Source organism: Bacillus sp. ABA4_010, assembly GCF_056159105.1.
Genome location: NZ_JBSWUN010000003.1, coordinates 2,446,451 through 2,461,584 on the forward strand (window position 1 = coordinate 2,446,451; position 15,134 = coordinate 2,461,584).

15 protein-coding genes are annotated in these 15,134 nt (G+C 38.9%); 6 read left to right on the forward strand and 9 right to left on the reverse strand.

Annotated features, from left to right (window positions below):
• Window positions 1-83: 83 nt before the first annotated feature.
• The gene (locus tag ACXAEO_RS13310) at window positions 84-2,609 is read right to left on the reverse strand and encodes an AAA domain-containing protein (protein ID WP_474881765.1); all 2,526 of its coding nucleotides are present in this window, start codon (window positions 2,607-2,609) and stop codon (window positions 84-86) included.
• Between the two features lie 240 nt (window positions 2,610-2,849).
• On the opposite strand from ACXAEO_RS13310, the gene ACXAEO_RS13315 reads away from it, so the two are divergent.
• Complete coding sequence (locus ACXAEO_RS13315; protein WP_474881769.1) at window positions 2,850-3,512, forward strand: hypothetical protein; 663 nt, start codon at window positions 2,850-2,852, stop codon at window positions 3,510-3,512.
• A gap of 103 nt (window positions 3,513-3,615) precedes the next feature.
• On the opposite strand, the gene ACXAEO_RS13320 is transcribed toward ACXAEO_RS13315, so the two are convergent.
• Complete coding sequence (locus tag ACXAEO_RS13320) at window positions 3,616-4,719, reverse strand: M24 family metallopeptidase (RefSeq protein WP_474881772.1); 1,104 nt, start codon at window positions 4,717-4,719, stop codon at window positions 3,616-3,618.
• 406 nt (window positions 4,720-5,125) lie between these two features.
• On the opposite strand from ACXAEO_RS13320, the gene ACXAEO_RS13325 reads away from it, so the two are divergent.
• On the forward strand, window positions 5,126-6,220 hold the full coding sequence (locus ACXAEO_RS13325) for a mechanosensitive ion channel family protein (RefSeq protein ID WP_474881775.1): 1,095 nt from the start codon (window positions 5,126-5,128) through the stop codon (window positions 6,218-6,220).
• Window positions 6,221-6,315: 95 nt separating this feature from the next.
• Here the strand turns inward: ACXAEO_RS13325 and ACXAEO_RS13330 are convergent, their stop codons facing one another.
• From ACXAEO_RS13330 to ACXAEO_RS13355, 6 genes are all read right to left on the reverse strand, one after another.
• Window positions 6,316-7,674 carry a hemolysin family protein gene (locus ACXAEO_RS13330; RefSeq protein ID WP_474881777.1) on the reverse strand — a complete coding sequence of 453 codons (1,359 nt, stop codon included), beginning with the start codon at window positions 7,672-7,674 and terminating at the stop codon, window positions 6,316-6,318.
• A gap of 131 nt (window positions 7,675-7,805) precedes the next feature.
• Entirely contained in the window at window positions 7,806-8,216 is a 411-nt protein-coding gene (locus ACXAEO_RS13335; protein WP_474881779.1) for a MerR family transcriptional regulator, read from the reverse strand.
• Between the two features lie 88 nt (window positions 8,217-8,304).
• The gene (locus ACXAEO_RS13340; RefSeq protein WP_474881782.1) at window positions 8,305-8,541 is read right to left on the reverse strand and encodes a YuzI family membrane protein; all 237 of its coding nucleotides are present in this window, start codon (window positions 8,539-8,541) and stop codon (window positions 8,305-8,307) included.
• A 281-nt stretch (window positions 8,542-8,822) separates the two neighbouring features.
• On the reverse strand, window positions 8,823-9,866 hold the full coding sequence (gene ytvI, locus ACXAEO_RS13345) for a sporulation integral membrane protein YtvI (protein WP_474881784.1): 1,044 nt from the start codon (window positions 9,864-9,866) through the stop codon (window positions 8,823-8,825).
• 651 nt (window positions 9,867-10,517) lie between these two features.
• Window positions 10,518-11,012 carry a PCYCGC motif-containing (lipo)protein gene (locus ACXAEO_RS13350; protein WP_474881786.1) on the reverse strand — a complete coding sequence of 165 codons (495 nt, stop codon included), beginning with the start codon at window positions 11,010-11,012 and terminating at the stop codon, window positions 10,518-10,520.
• A gap of 134 nt (window positions 11,013-11,146) precedes the next feature.
• The gene (locus ACXAEO_RS13355; RefSeq protein WP_474881787.1) at window positions 11,147-11,806 is read right to left on the reverse strand and encodes a VC0807 family protein; all 660 of its coding nucleotides are present in this window, start codon (window positions 11,804-11,806) and stop codon (window positions 11,147-11,149) included.
• A 189-nt stretch (window positions 11,807-11,995) separates the two neighbouring features.
• On the opposite strand from ACXAEO_RS13355, the gene ACXAEO_RS13360 reads away from it, so the two are divergent.
• Window positions 11,996-12,175, forward strand: coding sequence for a hypothetical protein (locus ACXAEO_RS13360; protein ID WP_474881789.1), 180 nt, complete (start codon window positions 11,996-11,998; stop codon window positions 12,173-12,175).
• 121 nt (window positions 12,176-12,296) lie between these two features.
• Here the strand turns inward: ACXAEO_RS13360 and ACXAEO_RS13365 are convergent, their stop codons facing one another.
• Window positions 12,297-13,019, reverse strand: a complete 723-nt coding sequence (locus ACXAEO_RS13365) for a CAP domain-containing protein (RefSeq protein ID WP_474881791.1) — start codon at window positions 13,017-13,019, stop codon at window positions 12,297-12,299.
• Window positions 13,020-13,249: 230 nt separating this feature from the next.
• Here ACXAEO_RS13365 and ACXAEO_RS13370 point away from each other — a divergent pair, with 230 nt between their 5' ends.
• The 3 genes from ACXAEO_RS13370 (at window position 13,250) to ACXAEO_RS13380 (ending at window position 15,120) form a co-directional block, all read left to right on the forward strand.
• A complete protein-coding gene (locus ACXAEO_RS13370; protein ID WP_474881793.1) occupies window positions 13,250-13,489 on the forward strand; it encodes a hypothetical protein in 240 nt (79 codons plus the stop codon).
• Window positions 13,490-13,733: 244 nt separating this feature from the next.
• Complete coding sequence (locus tag ACXAEO_RS13375; protein WP_474881796.1) at window positions 13,734-14,534, forward strand: DUF4397 domain-containing protein; 801 nt, start codon at window positions 13,734-13,736, stop codon at window positions 14,532-14,534.
• Window positions 14,527-15,120: a class F sortase gene (locus ACXAEO_RS13380; RefSeq protein ID WP_474881798.1), complete on the forward strand. Its 594-nt coding sequence runs from the start codon at window positions 14,527-14,529 to the stop codon at window positions 15,118-15,120. The genes ACXAEO_RS13375 and ACXAEO_RS13380 overlap by 8 nt, the downstream gene beginning before the upstream one ends.
• The last annotated feature ends 14 nt before the right edge of the window (window positions 15,121-15,134 follow it).

The following is a 15,134-nucleotide window of genomic DNA, read 5'->3' on the forward strand; positions in this document are numbered from 1 at the left end:
CCTCCTGATGTTACTAAGGCTTTATAACGGTCCATTTGATTGAATGGGCTATAAAAAGGAAAGCCACCCTCCACGCTTTTTTATTAATAAAACAATTCTCTAGGCTGTACCGTTTGTTTACAGCGTCTGCATGATGCATACACCGCGCCATTGTCTGATGTGACTTCTAGTTCTTGATTACACGGCGCACATCTTACGTCCGCATATTGAAGATACCGTTCAAAGATGAAACGCGTCACACCTCCGACGTTACCGCAATAATGACAAAGAAGGCGTACTTTTCCTTTCGCAGTAACTTCCCCTTCCCTCCGACTGTTGCATTCTGGACAACGTTCCCAAATATCTAAATATTTGGATAGAGGATAATCACCTTTTCCTGTTCTTATTTGCATTTTACGCTCCGCTTCTTCCAGTTCAGCTGGCGTCCAATCGATGTATTCCATCAGTAAATCGATCGAATCTGGTGCATACAGTCTAATTGAAGGAAAAGAAGGAGCAGCATACGGCTGATTAATCCATGCAAATTTTTCATCAATGAGTGAAAAGGCAAGCGGGTTGTGAGACATAATTACGTTTGCTCCTTGAATGCCAACAAATGAAGGTTCTTTTGTCAAAACGGTCATTGTCCCTTTCGCCTTGTTCAAAAACGTCCATGCCTCTTCCGATACTTGACTCGCATAAGGAATACATAACACAATGGACTTTTTTGCATTGATGATATCTTGCTTCCATTGTTTATCATCGGCTGCTTTATACCAAGTAAGATGTTTATGCTGAATCAGTTCGCGTAAGTAGCCACTTTTTTCATAAAACTGTCCGTTCTCATGAAAGTGCCGAATAAGTTTAAAAATAGCGCGCTCTTTCGGGACACGTCCCTTCATATAATCACTATCTCCAATGACCAGCAACTTACCGCGCGCTCTTGTCATCGCTACATTAACGAGACGGTCACCCTTTTTTTCCGTCAATAAAACACCTGGACGCGACTGCGGGAAGCTGTCCACTAAATCAAAAATCATCATGTCACATTCGGACCCTTGAAACTTATGAACCGTTGCGGCCAAAATCTCTCTTCCCGGTAAAATATCTTGCACGAGCGCGTTTACAAGACGAGCTTGCGCTTTATATGGGGTCACATAGCCAATAGACTTTATCCCGCTTTTGGTGGCCCTAATCATGTAGCTGACTGCTAGCAAAGCGGATAATAAATTAAAGCGTGAATCAGAGGAGGCATCCTTTAAAGCAAATGCCCCGATGTCTCTCATATTTAGGAAAACAGCGGCTTCATTTGCAAAAGGCAGATGGTGCGCAATGCTTTCTTTTAGACGAACAGATGGATGGTTCGACACCTTATTTTGATAAATATACTCGTTTGTAAAGGCAGCGATTTGCTCATGCATCCGCCGTTGGCGTGTCAGCATAAATAAATGTGGATGCCCTTCCCCCTTTTCGGCTCTCTGAGCAATTCCCGCTTGATAGAACAAATCTTCCTTTAGCCATTCATTGACATAGGCATGCTCGGACATGGCAATTGGGGGGAGTTGTTTAAAATCTCCGCACACGACTGTTTTTTTTCCAAGTGCTGCTCCAAATGCCACTTGCGGAACATATGCCATACTCATTTCATCAATGATGATCAAATCATACTCCTGTTCATAAATCACCCGATCTGCGGCCGCTTTTGACAGCGTCACACCAATGACTTGCGCTTGTTCCACTAGCTCTTTTTCTAATTCCGCTATCGTACTTCGAACGTACTGCAATTGTTCATCCACCTTAGCAAGTCGTTGAGCCGCCCCATGGACAAAACGTCTCCGCTCGTCTTCCAACAATGCTCGCTTTTCTGCCAGATGTGGGTGCTCATCTTCTACTAATTTGGAAGACAGCAAAGCAGCATGATTTTTTATTTGTTCATTTCGGCTCGTTCCGTAACGGATGACTGCGCCGCGCTTAAAAAGATGTTTTTCTTCTACGTAAGCCGTAAACGCAAGCATTAATACATCTACCGCCGCGTTACTGTGTGCCAATATAAGAATTTTTTTCCCTTTGCGATAATGACTTGCCGCAATACGCGACAATGTATACGTTTTTCCTGTTCCAGGCGGCCCCCAAATGTATGTGACTGCGTTATAATGCGACCGGAGAATTACTTCATGCAGCGCATTTTCAGCCTTTTTTTCTGTATGCTTAACGGGTACATCACCTGATAAAAGGCGTTTAATTCGCACACGCTTTTGTTTCGTTTCTTCTATTTCACGAAGCCTGTCATTCAATGACTCTAGCAGCTCCCACGGTTCACTATATATATCCAGTTTCTCGACTTTATGACCTATATAAAAAGGGAGTTTCAAAATGACTTCTTGACGGTCTGCGGTAATGATTTCACCTTTATCTTCTTCTCCTTGAAAAATAAAACGAACAGGCGCTCCGTCAGGCAAATAAAGGTCGGTCGATAGTGCAAATAAATACATGGTCTCGTCCTGTCCACGGGTAAGAAGGATACCGTTCCTTAACGTATAACGCTCTCCCCCATATTCCTTCAAATGATTAATTTCGATCATTAATGCACGCTGCCATTCTTTTAAATAACCTTGAACTGACCGTTTCATGTTGTACTGCTCCTTTTGTTTTAACGGTTAATAGGCTTTCTATTTTAACATATGAATAGAAGTAGCATGGACATTTATCTTTTTACAGCTTTTGTTTCATATAGGAAAGAGCTTCTGCAAGGCTTTATTGACGTAACATTCACAAATTACCCATAATTGTTCTCCCTTATTTAACAATAGCTCCAAAAAAGATTATAATGTTTATACGAACAACCTCTTCTTTAGGAGTTGAAAATAAGATTGCGCACATTTTTTTTAATTAAACTATTTACGATTTGTTTTATTGTGTTTTCCTTGTTTGCGGCTTGCGCCTCTGAGAAAGAAGAACCTACAGTGAAGCAGCCTGAGCCCCGTATGGAAGAAAAAGCAGATACACCTGTCATCTACCCTTACGAATTAAGTGAACGGGAGCTTCATTTATTACGAGGATCTGGTGTTGATACGAATGATTTTCTTGCCTTTGTAGTAGATTGGAACGGACAAGAACCGAAGCCGCTGCAAGCAAGAGTTGATGTATATGAGGATGGTGAATTTAAACAAGCTATTTTTGAAGATGCTCTTTTAACAACAGATAGTCCTGATAAAGAACATTTACTGACATTCTCCAAACATGATAACTCGAACTCTCCCTCAGAGACGGAATGGATTGTCTCTTATCAGCCTGGAAGTTCATTTACATCTACCTATAGCACAAATGAGGAAATGACAGGATGGTCACTGCAAAGGGAAGATCGTGAATATGTCATTGGCGAGCATTCGACCTATATTCTAGGAGCTCTTTTAGGCGGAAGAAATGGCAATATTAACATTGACTTTTCATTAACAACAGCAGATGGAGAACTTTCTCCACAAACGTTACAAAACGATTTTGTATATGTGTTCAGCATCGAGATTACGGAGTAACATACCGTCTGCGGCAGCGTTCAACAAATGGGATTCATAAACAAAAAAACAGGGGCTGTGTAAAAAAGATAAGTTTCCTCTTTTTACATAGCCCCTTTGTTTTCTATTTAATAATTTGCAGTTCTTTCGGATAGTTGGTCAATGTTTTATAGCCGTCTTTTGTAACCACAACATCATCTTCAATCCGCACACCGCCGACTCCCGGCACATAAATTCCCGGTTCAATCGTGTAAACCATACCCTCTTTTAAAATACCATCGTTGTTTTGACTCATGGATGGGAATTCATGCACACTAATTCCAAGACCGTGTCCAATCCGATGTGGAAAATAATCCCCGTATCCAGCCTTTGTAATAATGTCTCTTGCCGTCATATCCAAATCGCCAATGCGTGTACCTGGTTTGCTCTGTTCCAGTGCCGCTAGTTCAGCCTTTAATACAGTGTCATAAATCTCGCGTTGTTGTTCGTTAATGTCACCGAAAGCCACCGTACGCGTAATATCAGAGCAATATCCGTCAAGCACAACACCGAGGTCAAATAGAACAAAATCTCCTTCTTTCAGCTGTCGAAGCCCAGGATTTCCGTGCGGGTCAGCTGATTTTTCACCGAATAGAACCATGGTAGAAAAGGACATTTCTCGAATACCTTTTCTTTTTAATTCATATTCAATGGTCGCTAATACGTCCATTTCTGTTACGCCGGCTTTCAGTGCTGCTACACCTACTTCAACACCATAATCCGCCAATTCGGCTGCTTGCTTTAAAATGGCAATTTCAAGCGGCTCTTTCACAGAGCGCAGTTCATTCATTTTTTCTTCTGCCGCATAAAGAGCAGCTTCTGGAAACAATTGCAAAAGTGCTTCAGCACGTGCATATGCTAATGTTTCTTTTTCCACCGCGATAGCAGATGCTTTCGTGATTCCTCGTTTCTCCAACGATTGCTTCACCATCTGCCACGGATTTTCATGATCTTGATATCCGATGATTTCATATGCCCAGCCTGCCGCTTTTGCTTGCCCTACTTCCATAAAAGGACAAACTAAAACAGGTTCTTCTTCTGGGAATAAAAATACACCCATTAAACGCTCATGAGGATCCGTATAAAAATTTGTTACGTAAAAGACATTTTCAGTCGAATGCAAAAAACCTGCATCATATTCTTTTTCTTTCAACCAATTCGTTACTTGTTCCAAACGTTTCGATGTCATATGTAAACCCCTCTCGCTGACTAAAGAACTATAGAATCTTTTCCTTTTCTATCATACGTTAAAATAACGTTTAGAGAAAGTGAAATACTTCCATTTTGATATCCTTATTCCAAATATAAGGATACTACTGTACACCATACTTTTTCAATGAATCATTGAAATAGGTACATCCTCCCGTTGTTATTTCTCTTCTTCTTGCATACAATACCTTTTATTGAGAGATTCACAGCTTACTTTTTTAGTAGAACAAAAACGTTGAATGTGCTATTTTAGTAACATCCGCTTAAGTGAGCCTTCGAGGGGATTATTCAAGAGAACTAAACATCCTCTTACAAACGCCCTTCGACGGAAAGAAGCCGTGTCGACTTATTAATTGAACTATATATTGGGAGGTTTTTTTAAAATAATGGATATGATCCTTTCCTTAGAAGAATGGAAGAGCCTCGGAATTGCATTAGGGATTTTCCTTATTTTCTTAGCTTTGCGCAAATTGTTTACAACATATGTGTTTAAACTGATTATCGGATTTACAAAAAACATTAAAATTGACTTTATGACAAAAATTTTGGAAGCCTTTGAAAAACCGCTTCGCTGGCTGTTTGTTATTATCGGGATTCAGTTAGCTCTGCCATATTTACCGTTTGAGCTGTTTACTACATCGACCGAACATAAAATTGTGCGCTCTTTATTCATCTGGCTTGCAGCATGGGGTCTTTACAATTTGACCACCTCCACTGCATTTATTGTTTCTCATTTTGTGAAACGATTTGATTTCCAAATAGACCAAATTCTCATTCCTTTTTTGGAAAAAATGATTCGGTCGATTGTCGTCGTACTTGCTGCATCCATTATTGCCGAAGAATGGGGCTTTAATGTAAATGGATTTATCGCAGGCCTTGGTCTTGGCGGCCTTGCCTTCGCCTTAGCAGCAAAAGACACAATCGGCAACTTTTTCGGCGGAATTGTCATTATTACAGAAAAACCATTTACAATTGGCGATTGGATTAAAACACCGAGTGTAGAGGGTGTCGTCGAAGATATTACATTTAGAAGCACAAAAGTGCGTACATTCGCTCAGGCACTCGTCACCGTTCCAAATGCGACACTATCCAATGAACCTATTATCAACTGGTCCAAAATGGGGAAACGTCAAGTTGCCTTTCACTTAGGTGTGACTTATCGTACAACCCGCGAACAATTAGAAACCATCGTATACCGCATTAAGCAAATGCTCATTGATGATGAAGATATTCATAATGAAACTATTTTAGTCAATTTCGATCGTTTTAACGATTCAAGTTTGGACATTTATTTATATTTCTTCACTAATACAATTGCCTTTAATGATTATTTGAAAGTGAAAGAGCAAGTGAATTTTAAAATCATGGAAATTGTAGAGGAAGCTGGTGTAGAATTTGCTTTCCCTACCCGCACTCTCGTTATCGACACTCAAAAAGAAGCTGTAACAGAAGAAGAGCTGTTTGAAAAAGCACGAGGTTAAAAAAGACCCGGCATAAAAATCCAGTAAACATTCGGATTTTTATGCCGGGTTTTTCTATAAAATCTTTTTACATTTCATAAGACAGATGCATGATGCTATGCAGACACTTCAGATTGCTTTAAGTTCACTGCTGCAACCGGTTCATGCCCCTCTAATACATCTCTTTTCTTCGTAATTTCAACGTATTGAATATGATGACCTTCCATTTCAGCTACTTTAAATTGATAAGAATCAAATGAAAGAACCTGACCTTTTTTAATATCATAGTTTTCAGTCAATAGCCAGCCACCAATTGTATCGACATCGGTGTCGTCAATTTCTGTTCCTAATAAGTCATTGACCTCGCCGACCAATACTTTGGCATCAAGAATGTAATGGTCATCTTTAATTTTTTGAACGAGAGGACGCTCATCTGCATCAAATTCATCGCGAATTTCACCAACGATTTCCTCTAAAATGTCCTCGACGGTCACTAACCCTGCCGTACCACCATACTCATCGACTAAAATGGCCATATGGATTCGTTCTTTTTGCATTTTAAGTAACAAATCATGAATAGGAATAGACTCAATTACTTGGATAACTGGTCGAATGTATCCTTCCAGCTTTAACTCCTCCTGCTTATCATCAAATACGAAGTCTGTAAATACTTCCTTCATGTTGACCATCCCAATAATGTGGTCCTTATCTCCATCGACAATCGGATAACGTGTATACTTTTCTTCCCTTACAATATCCAGCACATCTTGAAGGGTATCGTCTTTCGAAAAAGAAACCACTTCAGTTCGTGGAACCATAATTTCTTTCGCAATGCGATCATCGAATTCGAAAATTTTATTTACATATTTAAACTCGGATTGATTAATCTCTCCGCTTTTATAGCTTTCTGACAAGATAATGCGCAGTTCTTCTTCTGAATGGGCTAATTCATGTTCAGATACAGGCTTAAGGCCAAACATCCCTGTCAATAAACGCGCTGAGCCGTTAAGTGCCCAAATGAATGGGAACATAATTTTGTAAAAAACAATCAGCGGCGGCGCAAACAATAAGCTCACTCGTTCTGTTTTTTGAATCGCGACTGTTTTAGGTGCCAATTCTCCAATAACTACGTGAAGAAAAGTTATTGATGCAAAGGCGATTCCAAATGAAAGAAGACTGGCCACAGAGTCAGAAAGAGCCAATGTTTCAAAAAGCGGATGAAGTAATCGTTCCACTGTCGGCTCTCCTAACCATCCTAATCCTAGTGCAGTGATCGTAATTCCAAGCTGACATGCCGATAAATACTCATCTAAATTTGTAATGACTAATTTAACAGCACGTGCATTTTTGTTTCCTTCTGCAATCAACTGATCAATGCGGGAACTGCGAATCTTCACAATCGCAAATTCCGACGCTACGAAAAAGGCGGTTAAGGCAATTAAAATCGCCACTAAAACCAAGTTAAATATGTCCAAAAAAGTTCCTTATCTCGCACGAAACGAGTAAGGAGTCACCTCCTAAAAAAGTTAGTTATTATGTTTTTATTTTGTTAAGCTCTATCTAACCTTTGTTTCGTGACACACGTTCATATTATTCCTTGATTCTATTAAACTAAGAGTACAAGCAAAGATTGAATAAGGGACATGCTTTGATTTGATAATTGCGTGGACAACAAGCGCTTTTGATCATCATCCAGCTTTTCCACAATCGGCATAAAGCCTGATAGTTCTTGATTTAAATGTTCTAAATGCTTAGCAATGGCTTTGGCTTGATCCAGCACTTCCTCTTCCTGAACATGCTCGCCTTTAACCAATTCAATTTTTTTTCGAATCTCATCCAACGGGATATGAAGTTTCTTGCAATTTTCAATGAACTTCAAATCCTCTAAAGCTTCTTCCGAATAGTAACGGTAATTGGAAGGAGAACGTTTTGCTTGCAGTAACCCTAATTTTGTATAATAATCAATCGTGCGTTTTGAAACGTTGGCTACTGAAGCTAACTCACCAATTTTGTACACTGCCCCATTTTATCACCTCATGGTTGTTTCTTAGTTTCTATTTTAAATCGCTTCAAAGCATACAGTCAATCGTTTTGGTTGTACCATTTTAAAAACGCCCTTTATTTTTTCTAATATTCGGAAAATAAAAGCTAAAAATAATAAAAGCAAAGCCAATTGTAAACAAGATAAATGGCATCCTTACTGTAAGAGCTTGTGCATAATGCTCTGCTGTTCGTGTATGAATCGGGAGCAAATTCAACTCGAACATTAACCCTAGTGCTCCTACTGACTGCAACAAAATCCCGACAAAGAAAAGACTAAGACGAATCATAAATGTCCGCATGGAGACATTCCTTTCTCATATGAGAATAACCCTCTCTATTTTAATATCAAAGCATATTTACTAAAAAATTCGCTGTCTGTTACCTTCTTTTTATCTCCATTCTTATTTATTCATCACATAATCTCCTATGAGGAATGAGTCTCCCTCCTTACACATTATGCACAAAACCATGACGCTATACGTTAACCTTTCATTCAAAACAAGGGTTTTATTAAACAATAAAAAAGGTGCCTAAAAAGGGGAAAATCATTCCTTTTCAGACACCTGAACAAAAAAGTTCTCTATATTTTAAAATTAAGCTTTAAAATGTTTGCTCGAATAATGGTTTCGATGACAATGACAAGAGCAGGACCTACAAGCAATCCGATAAATCCAAGCATTTTAAATCCTAAATAAATGCTAATAAGAGAAGCAAGTGGTGAAATGCCAAGATTTTGCGCAAATACTTTTGGTTCAATTACCCTTCTCACAACCGTGATGACCACAAATAAAATAATAAGGCCAACCCCTGTCTTACTGTCACCGTTTATAATCATGAACACAGCCCACGGTACGAGCGCAGAACCTGTCCCTAAAATTGGAAGTAAATCAACAAAAACAATCAGCAGCGAAATAACTGAGACATATTTAACGCCAATAATGGATAATCCAATAAATGAAATAACATATGTGATAAAGCTCAGTAAAAACTGCGCTTTTAAAAAGCCAATTCCAGCACGACCAAGTTGCCGCATAATGAGTTCAACTTTTGCCTTCGTTTTATCAGTAAGAAATGACGTCACTTTACGCTTTAACGATGGAAGCTCTAAGCTGAATAAAAATAGGGCAATAAAGTAAATAATCAATTCAATCATGAAGCTAGGGATCGTGGCCAGCAAATTCAAGGTTAATTCTGCCATATTAGAAGCAAACTGAATAAGTGCTTGTTTGGACGAATCAATAGACGATTCAATCGAGTTTACCAGTTCTCGAGGCAAGTTATCAGACACTTTTTGCCATTGAAAAATATACTCTTTCACAGGTTCAACATTAAAGTTTCTTACCCATTCGGGCACACGTTTCGAAAAAATGACAATTTGGTCAATTAACATGATAATGACAAAGTAAAACAACAAGCCAATGGCAGCCAAAAACAAACAAAAGGTTGCCGTAACGGCGTACACTCTTTTTAAACTAAAGCGTTTCTCAAAAAATTGGACAGCCCCATCCAACAAAAGAGCGGTAAATAACCCGAGCACTAACGGCATGCTATACGGTAAAAACCACACAAGTAAAGCACCTACTACAATAAGAAAAATCCACTTTTTATTTTTTTGAAACCACACAAGCACTTCCCCTTCTTACCGAAAATTCAAAGATGTTTATAACAACTTATTATATATTATTTTAATTGAAATTGCTTCAAAATTAGCACTTTTACTAAATCTTTAATTTGCATACTGTTTTTCTAATAGAATCTATCATGATTCAGTCCAAAAAATCATCCCATTATGCCTGGTCACGGTTAATCATCACCACCGGAATGTCCCTTTTATCTTTACTGCCATTTTATCATACTGTCTGCGTAGCGCATGAGTAAGTCATCCGAAAACTTAAAAGAAATTACGAAAAACACACCTGCTTCAATATGTCAGGTGTGTTTTTCGTTCCATTAAGTACTTAACTATTTCTCTCTTTTACAGTTGACATACGTTCATTTCATTACTTGTATGTGCCGTAATATTCATTAATGCTTTCTAATATACTCGGATATTCATCAATCCACTCAAATTGTGGGGACTGTTCTTGTTTCTCCTCTTGTTGTTGCATGCTATCCTCTCCTTTTCATTGACCTCTTGTTATATAACATATGACCGTTTCCTGCGATTGTTTCATAACAATTTGGATTTACAAAAAAAAATCCGAGTGGAGAGAACTTTTTTCTCTTCCAATCGGATTTGGTTGACATAACAATATTATTGTCTTCATCTTTCAGTTTAGACTTCCGGTGTTGGTGTCGGTTTGGCATATCCGTCTTCGTATTTTTCATCAATCGCTTGACGAATTTCGCGAACGCTTTTTCCATTGTTATATTCAATAATGGATTCGGCGGCAATCTCTAAGCAAACGCCGCATTTAGTACCATGATCATCCCAAACAACCGCACCGTCTTCCTTCTTCTCATATAGGAAGCAATCATAATTGTTCATATGCCCTGCCGATTCACCACACCCGCAATAGCAAGGGATGTGCTGCAATAATTCTTCATGCTGGGCCGCTGCTTGATATAGAACTTTCATATCGGCTGGCTTATCTGCTAAAAACTCTGGCAAGTGACTTACATCAGCCGTCTCTTGTCGCACATCTCCTGTCATATGCTCAGCATGACCTTTCACTGTTTCATCGCTCGCTGTCTCATTATGATTTCCACAAGCGCCCAACATCATCGTTGAAAATATCATCATCATGATAAGTGCTGTTTTACTTTTCATCTCGTCTCCTTCTCCTCTATTAAAATTCAGCTGCATCGTTTGAGACTTCTTCACTCTAAAGTAAAAGTTTCCCTTATTAAAATTGTAAACAGAAAGAAGATGGTTTTCTTCTTTTCAGATAACTATTATGAATATTAAGCTTGCATATTCGGATTTTCTGTATCTTCCGTTTTATCTTGAAGTTTACGGATAATCATGTAAGTGTAAATTCCCAGTAAAATGGTGAAAATCCAGTTGACGACTTGCATAACAACAATCATCGTTCCATACCCTTCTACTCCGTATTTATTGATAAGCCACAATTTGACCACAGCTACCGCTCCGTAACGAACACTGAACAGGACTGTTAAGATACGAAGCATTTTAAACATCTCTTTTTCTTTTAAGTAAACCATAATTTCTTTACGCTCATATCCCATAAGCTGAGCTGTATCACCAAAGAAGTACATGCCCATTGGTTTATTGATTAAAACGGTAATCAAGAAGAAAAGAGCTAGTCCAATCATAAAATATACTTGGTTATAAAGCATTCTTTCCGCTTCACCCGATATGAGGTCAATAATCGTTCGCGCTAGCAAAGAGACGACGATAAAAATCCCGGTAATGTTGAATTGGCGCTCTTTAATAAATTTATAAATCGTATAAAAGAAAGCTGGAGCAGTTGATAACAAAATGGCATAATAATCACCAATCAACTCTCTCCCTTGATTCCAAATTAAATAAGGCACAACAATATAAAAAATCAAATCAAATAAAACGTTTGTCTGTTTTTTTGGTGTTTTTTGTTCTGTCATAACCGTTCCTTCCCTAAAGCAAATATCAGCTATCCTCTGTATGCCGCTCCATCGATTTTTTGCGGCCTTTGTCCCTTATTTTCTATTAAACCGCGCTTTTAGGTGTAAAGTCAACTTGTTATCACTCATCCATGGCCTGGATAACCTCTTAAAAGACGGGGTACATTAATTTTTATGGAGGTGATGATAATGGCGAACAAACACGAGCCGAATAAAGGGATGTTTTCATCAAATGCCAACAAAACAAGTCGAACATTCACAACCGATAAACAGTTTGATACAGAATGGGCAAAAGAACAGAACCTTCAAGCTGCCAAATTATCAAAAGCTCAAAAAGAAGATGAAAACAGCTCGTATGCTGGTGAATAAAATAAAACGAAAACAAGGTTTTTCATCATACAAACTCCTTAGTGATTTGCATACTGTCGCTTTTTCAGTAAAAGAAACAGGACATGGGCGCTCTGCCTATGTCCTGTTTCTTTTACTGTCATTATTCTCCAATAAACATTTGAGTCCAATATGTCATGCCACTGCTGTCTGTTACGAACCCAACTCCGATATGTGTGAAATTGCCGTTTAAAATATTCGCACGATGCCCTTCACTATTCATCCAAGCATCCATAACCTCTTGCGGTGTTTGTTGGCCTTTTGCAATATTTTCACCTGCAGCCGTATAAGTAATACCAAACTGCTTCATCATGTCAAATGGTGATCCGTATGTTGGCGATTGGTGACTAAAGTATCCGTTGTTCATCATATCTTTTGATTTTTCGCGTGCCACATCGCTTAATTGTGTATCAAGCTGAAGCGATTGTAAGCCTGCTTTTTGTCTTTCTTCATTCACAAGATTGGCTACTTGTTTTTCAAATTCACTCACATTTGATGCAGTTGCGGCTTCTGTTGTTTCTGTCTTTTCTGCCGGTTGTTGTGTTGTTGAGTTTGCTTGTTGTGTTGCTTGAGCTGGCTGTTCCACTGTTTCTGTCTGTTCTTTTTCTGTCGTTGCTGTTTTAGGAACAGACTCGTTTACATTATATTTCAATCCATATTTATTTAAAAGTTGTTGAATCCATGTGTGATTAATGGCTTGTCCGTTATACACATAAACCTTTTTTTGAACCATTACGTTTGGTGCCTGTGCATTCGCACTTGCTCCTCCTGCAAAAATGGTTGTGGCTAAAGCTGCTGTTGCTAAAATGGATGTTGTTTTTTTCATGTCGTTTTCCTCCTTGGTTTTACCTTGTTGGTTAACGACCCCCTGCATCTATCATGCTAAAAGTCTCGTAAAATCTCAACCACAAAAATTTACCAACTATAGCAAACACCTTTGAACTTAGCACAAAAATAGGAAGTTATAACGTGGAATATATATGAAAAGGAAGAAAGGTTTAACATGTGAAGAAATTGAGATTTATCAAATACTATAAGAAAACGAGGAGGGGTTCCTTGTTGCTATATGCACATCTTTTCGTCGGTCTCCCCATTTTATCGATTGTTTCAGGTATGTTGTATCAATTCCTTTTTAAACGAACATGGCCAGGGGCTTTTGTCTCTTTTTTCTTGCCCTTTTGGTTTATTCCATATCGTTTTTCAGGAATGCAACGGATTGGATTATGGCTGATGTTTGGAGCGAGTTATGCTGGGATTGCTTATGCTTCAAGCCTTCTCATTCGAAAAAAATTTTAAATCCCTTTTAGTATTTCTTGTTCCTTCTCATTCTTTTTGACAGTACGTCCCTGTTTCTCTATGCTAGTCTTTTGTTAAATAAATACTCAAAAGGTGGTGAACGTGCTCGCCACCTTTTTTGTTACGAAATAGACAGGAAATTTTTTCTTTTTTGTATACAAACTTCCAAATTCATACATGATAAAGAATGTACTTTGAATTCGTCTATTAGTAAACCATTATTGATGAAAAGGAGAGATATTGAATGAAAAAAGTATCGCTTGCGTTCATGTTGTTTCTCATGGCGTCAACGCTTTTGACGACAGCTCACTCTAGTGCTGAAATGCAAATGGAATCCCTCATTCGTCTTGTTCACGCTTCCCCAGATGCACCAGCTGTCGATATTTACATAAATGATGAGCAAATGGTTTCTGAAGCAGTTTTTGCAGATGCAACCAATTATTTTAGCGTCCCGGAAGGTTCTAATTTGGTAGAAATATACGCGTCCGGAACAAAGGGGCAGCAAGCGCCTGTTCTTTCAGAAACCGTTAATTTACAAGGCGGACTGGCTTATACTGTTGTCGCTGTCGATACATTGCCAAATTTAGATTTGACTGTACTGGAAGACGACATGGGGGTGACGAACGGTAAGGCGAAAATTCGTGTTTCACACTTTTCTCCTGACGCACCACCCGTCAATGTTGGTCTAAAAAGTGGAGGTTTGCTGTTTAATGATTTAACATTCAAACAGACAACCAATTATGAAGAACTTGAACCAAATACGTATGACTTAGCTGTTACAACAGTAAACGGCAATGAACTTGTTCTTGATTTAGCTAAAACAGAACTAACGGAAAATACTATTTACCACATTTTTGCCATTAATACTGCAAACCAGCTCGAAGGACTCATACTCGAAGATCAACCGGTCGTACCATTAGAAATGCCAAAAACAGGGATGGGTGGAACAGCAGTCAATTACTGGTTTCAAAACGTGCTCTACGCCTTTGCTAGCCTAGCTGTCATTAGTCTACTTTTACTTGCGGTTCGTCGGTACCGTGCATAAATTAACGTGGTACTTGAGTATCTTCCTTTTTCTCAGTTCAGGCTGCTCTCACAATGAAGCAGCCTTACCGAACCTACTTTTCAAGCAAGATGTTCAACAAACAGACATCGACTTTTTATCACCTGTCCATCTAGAGATTCCAAAGCTTGCTTTAACCGCCCGTATCGAACCGAAGGGCTTGCTCGCTACTGGACAGATGGCCGTTCCTGACAATCGGGATACAGTCGCCTGGTTTTCTCCTGGGACCATGCCTGGTCAGCAAGGAAATGCGGTAATGGCAGGTCATGTCGATGATAAAAAAGGACCTGCTGTCTTTTTCTATCTTAGCCGTTTAACGACAGGAGACTTCATTCATGTAGAAGATAGAAATGGGCAGCGTCTCACGTTTGTTGTGACGAAAAAAGAAGCATACGACCGAGATAATGCCCCGCTTCCAATTATTTTCGGTCCAACGAGCGCCAAGCGCCTCAATTTAATCACATGTACAGGCTCCTTCAACCGAGTAGCTGGCACACATGAAAAAAGGCTCGTTATTTATACGACTCTTCTTGCACAAGAACAGGTAAAACAGAAAGGTAAAACATGAAACAAGCTGCTCCC

Coding starts and splice junctions, on each gene's coding strand:
- ACXAEO_RS13310 (WP_474881765.1), bottom strand. CDS start 2,609: ATGAAACGGTCAGTTCAAGGTTATTTAAAAGAATGGCAGCGTGCATTA.
- ACXAEO_RS13375 (WP_474881796.1), top strand. CDS start 13,734: ATGAAAAAAGTATCGCTTGCGTTCATGTTGTTTCTCATGGCGTCAACG.
- ACXAEO_RS13340 (WP_474881782.1), bottom strand. CDS start 8,541: ATGCGGACATTTATGATTCGTCTTAGTCTTTTCTTTGTCGGGATTTTG.
- ACXAEO_RS13360 (WP_474881789.1), top strand. CDS start 11,996: ATGGCGAACAAACACGAGCCGAATAAAGGGATGTTTTCATCAAATGCC.
- ACXAEO_RS13350 (WP_474881786.1), bottom strand. CDS start 11,012: ATGAAAAGTAAAACAGCACTTATCATGATGATGATATTTTCAACGATG.
- ACXAEO_RS13365 (WP_474881791.1), bottom strand. CDS start 13,019: ATGAAAAAAACAACATCCATTTTAGCAACAGCAGCTTTAGCCACAACC.
- ACXAEO_RS13325 (WP_474881775.1), top strand. CDS start 5,126: ATGGATATGATCCTTTCCTTAGAAGAATGGAAGAGCCTCGGAATTGCA.
- ACXAEO_RS13320 (WP_474881772.1), bottom strand. CDS start 4,719: ATGACATCGAAACGTTTGGAACAAGTAACGAATTGGTTGAAAGAAAAA.
- ACXAEO_RS13355 (WP_474881787.1), bottom strand. CDS start 11,806: ATGACAGAACAAAAAACACCAAAAAAACAGACAAACGTTTTATTTGAT.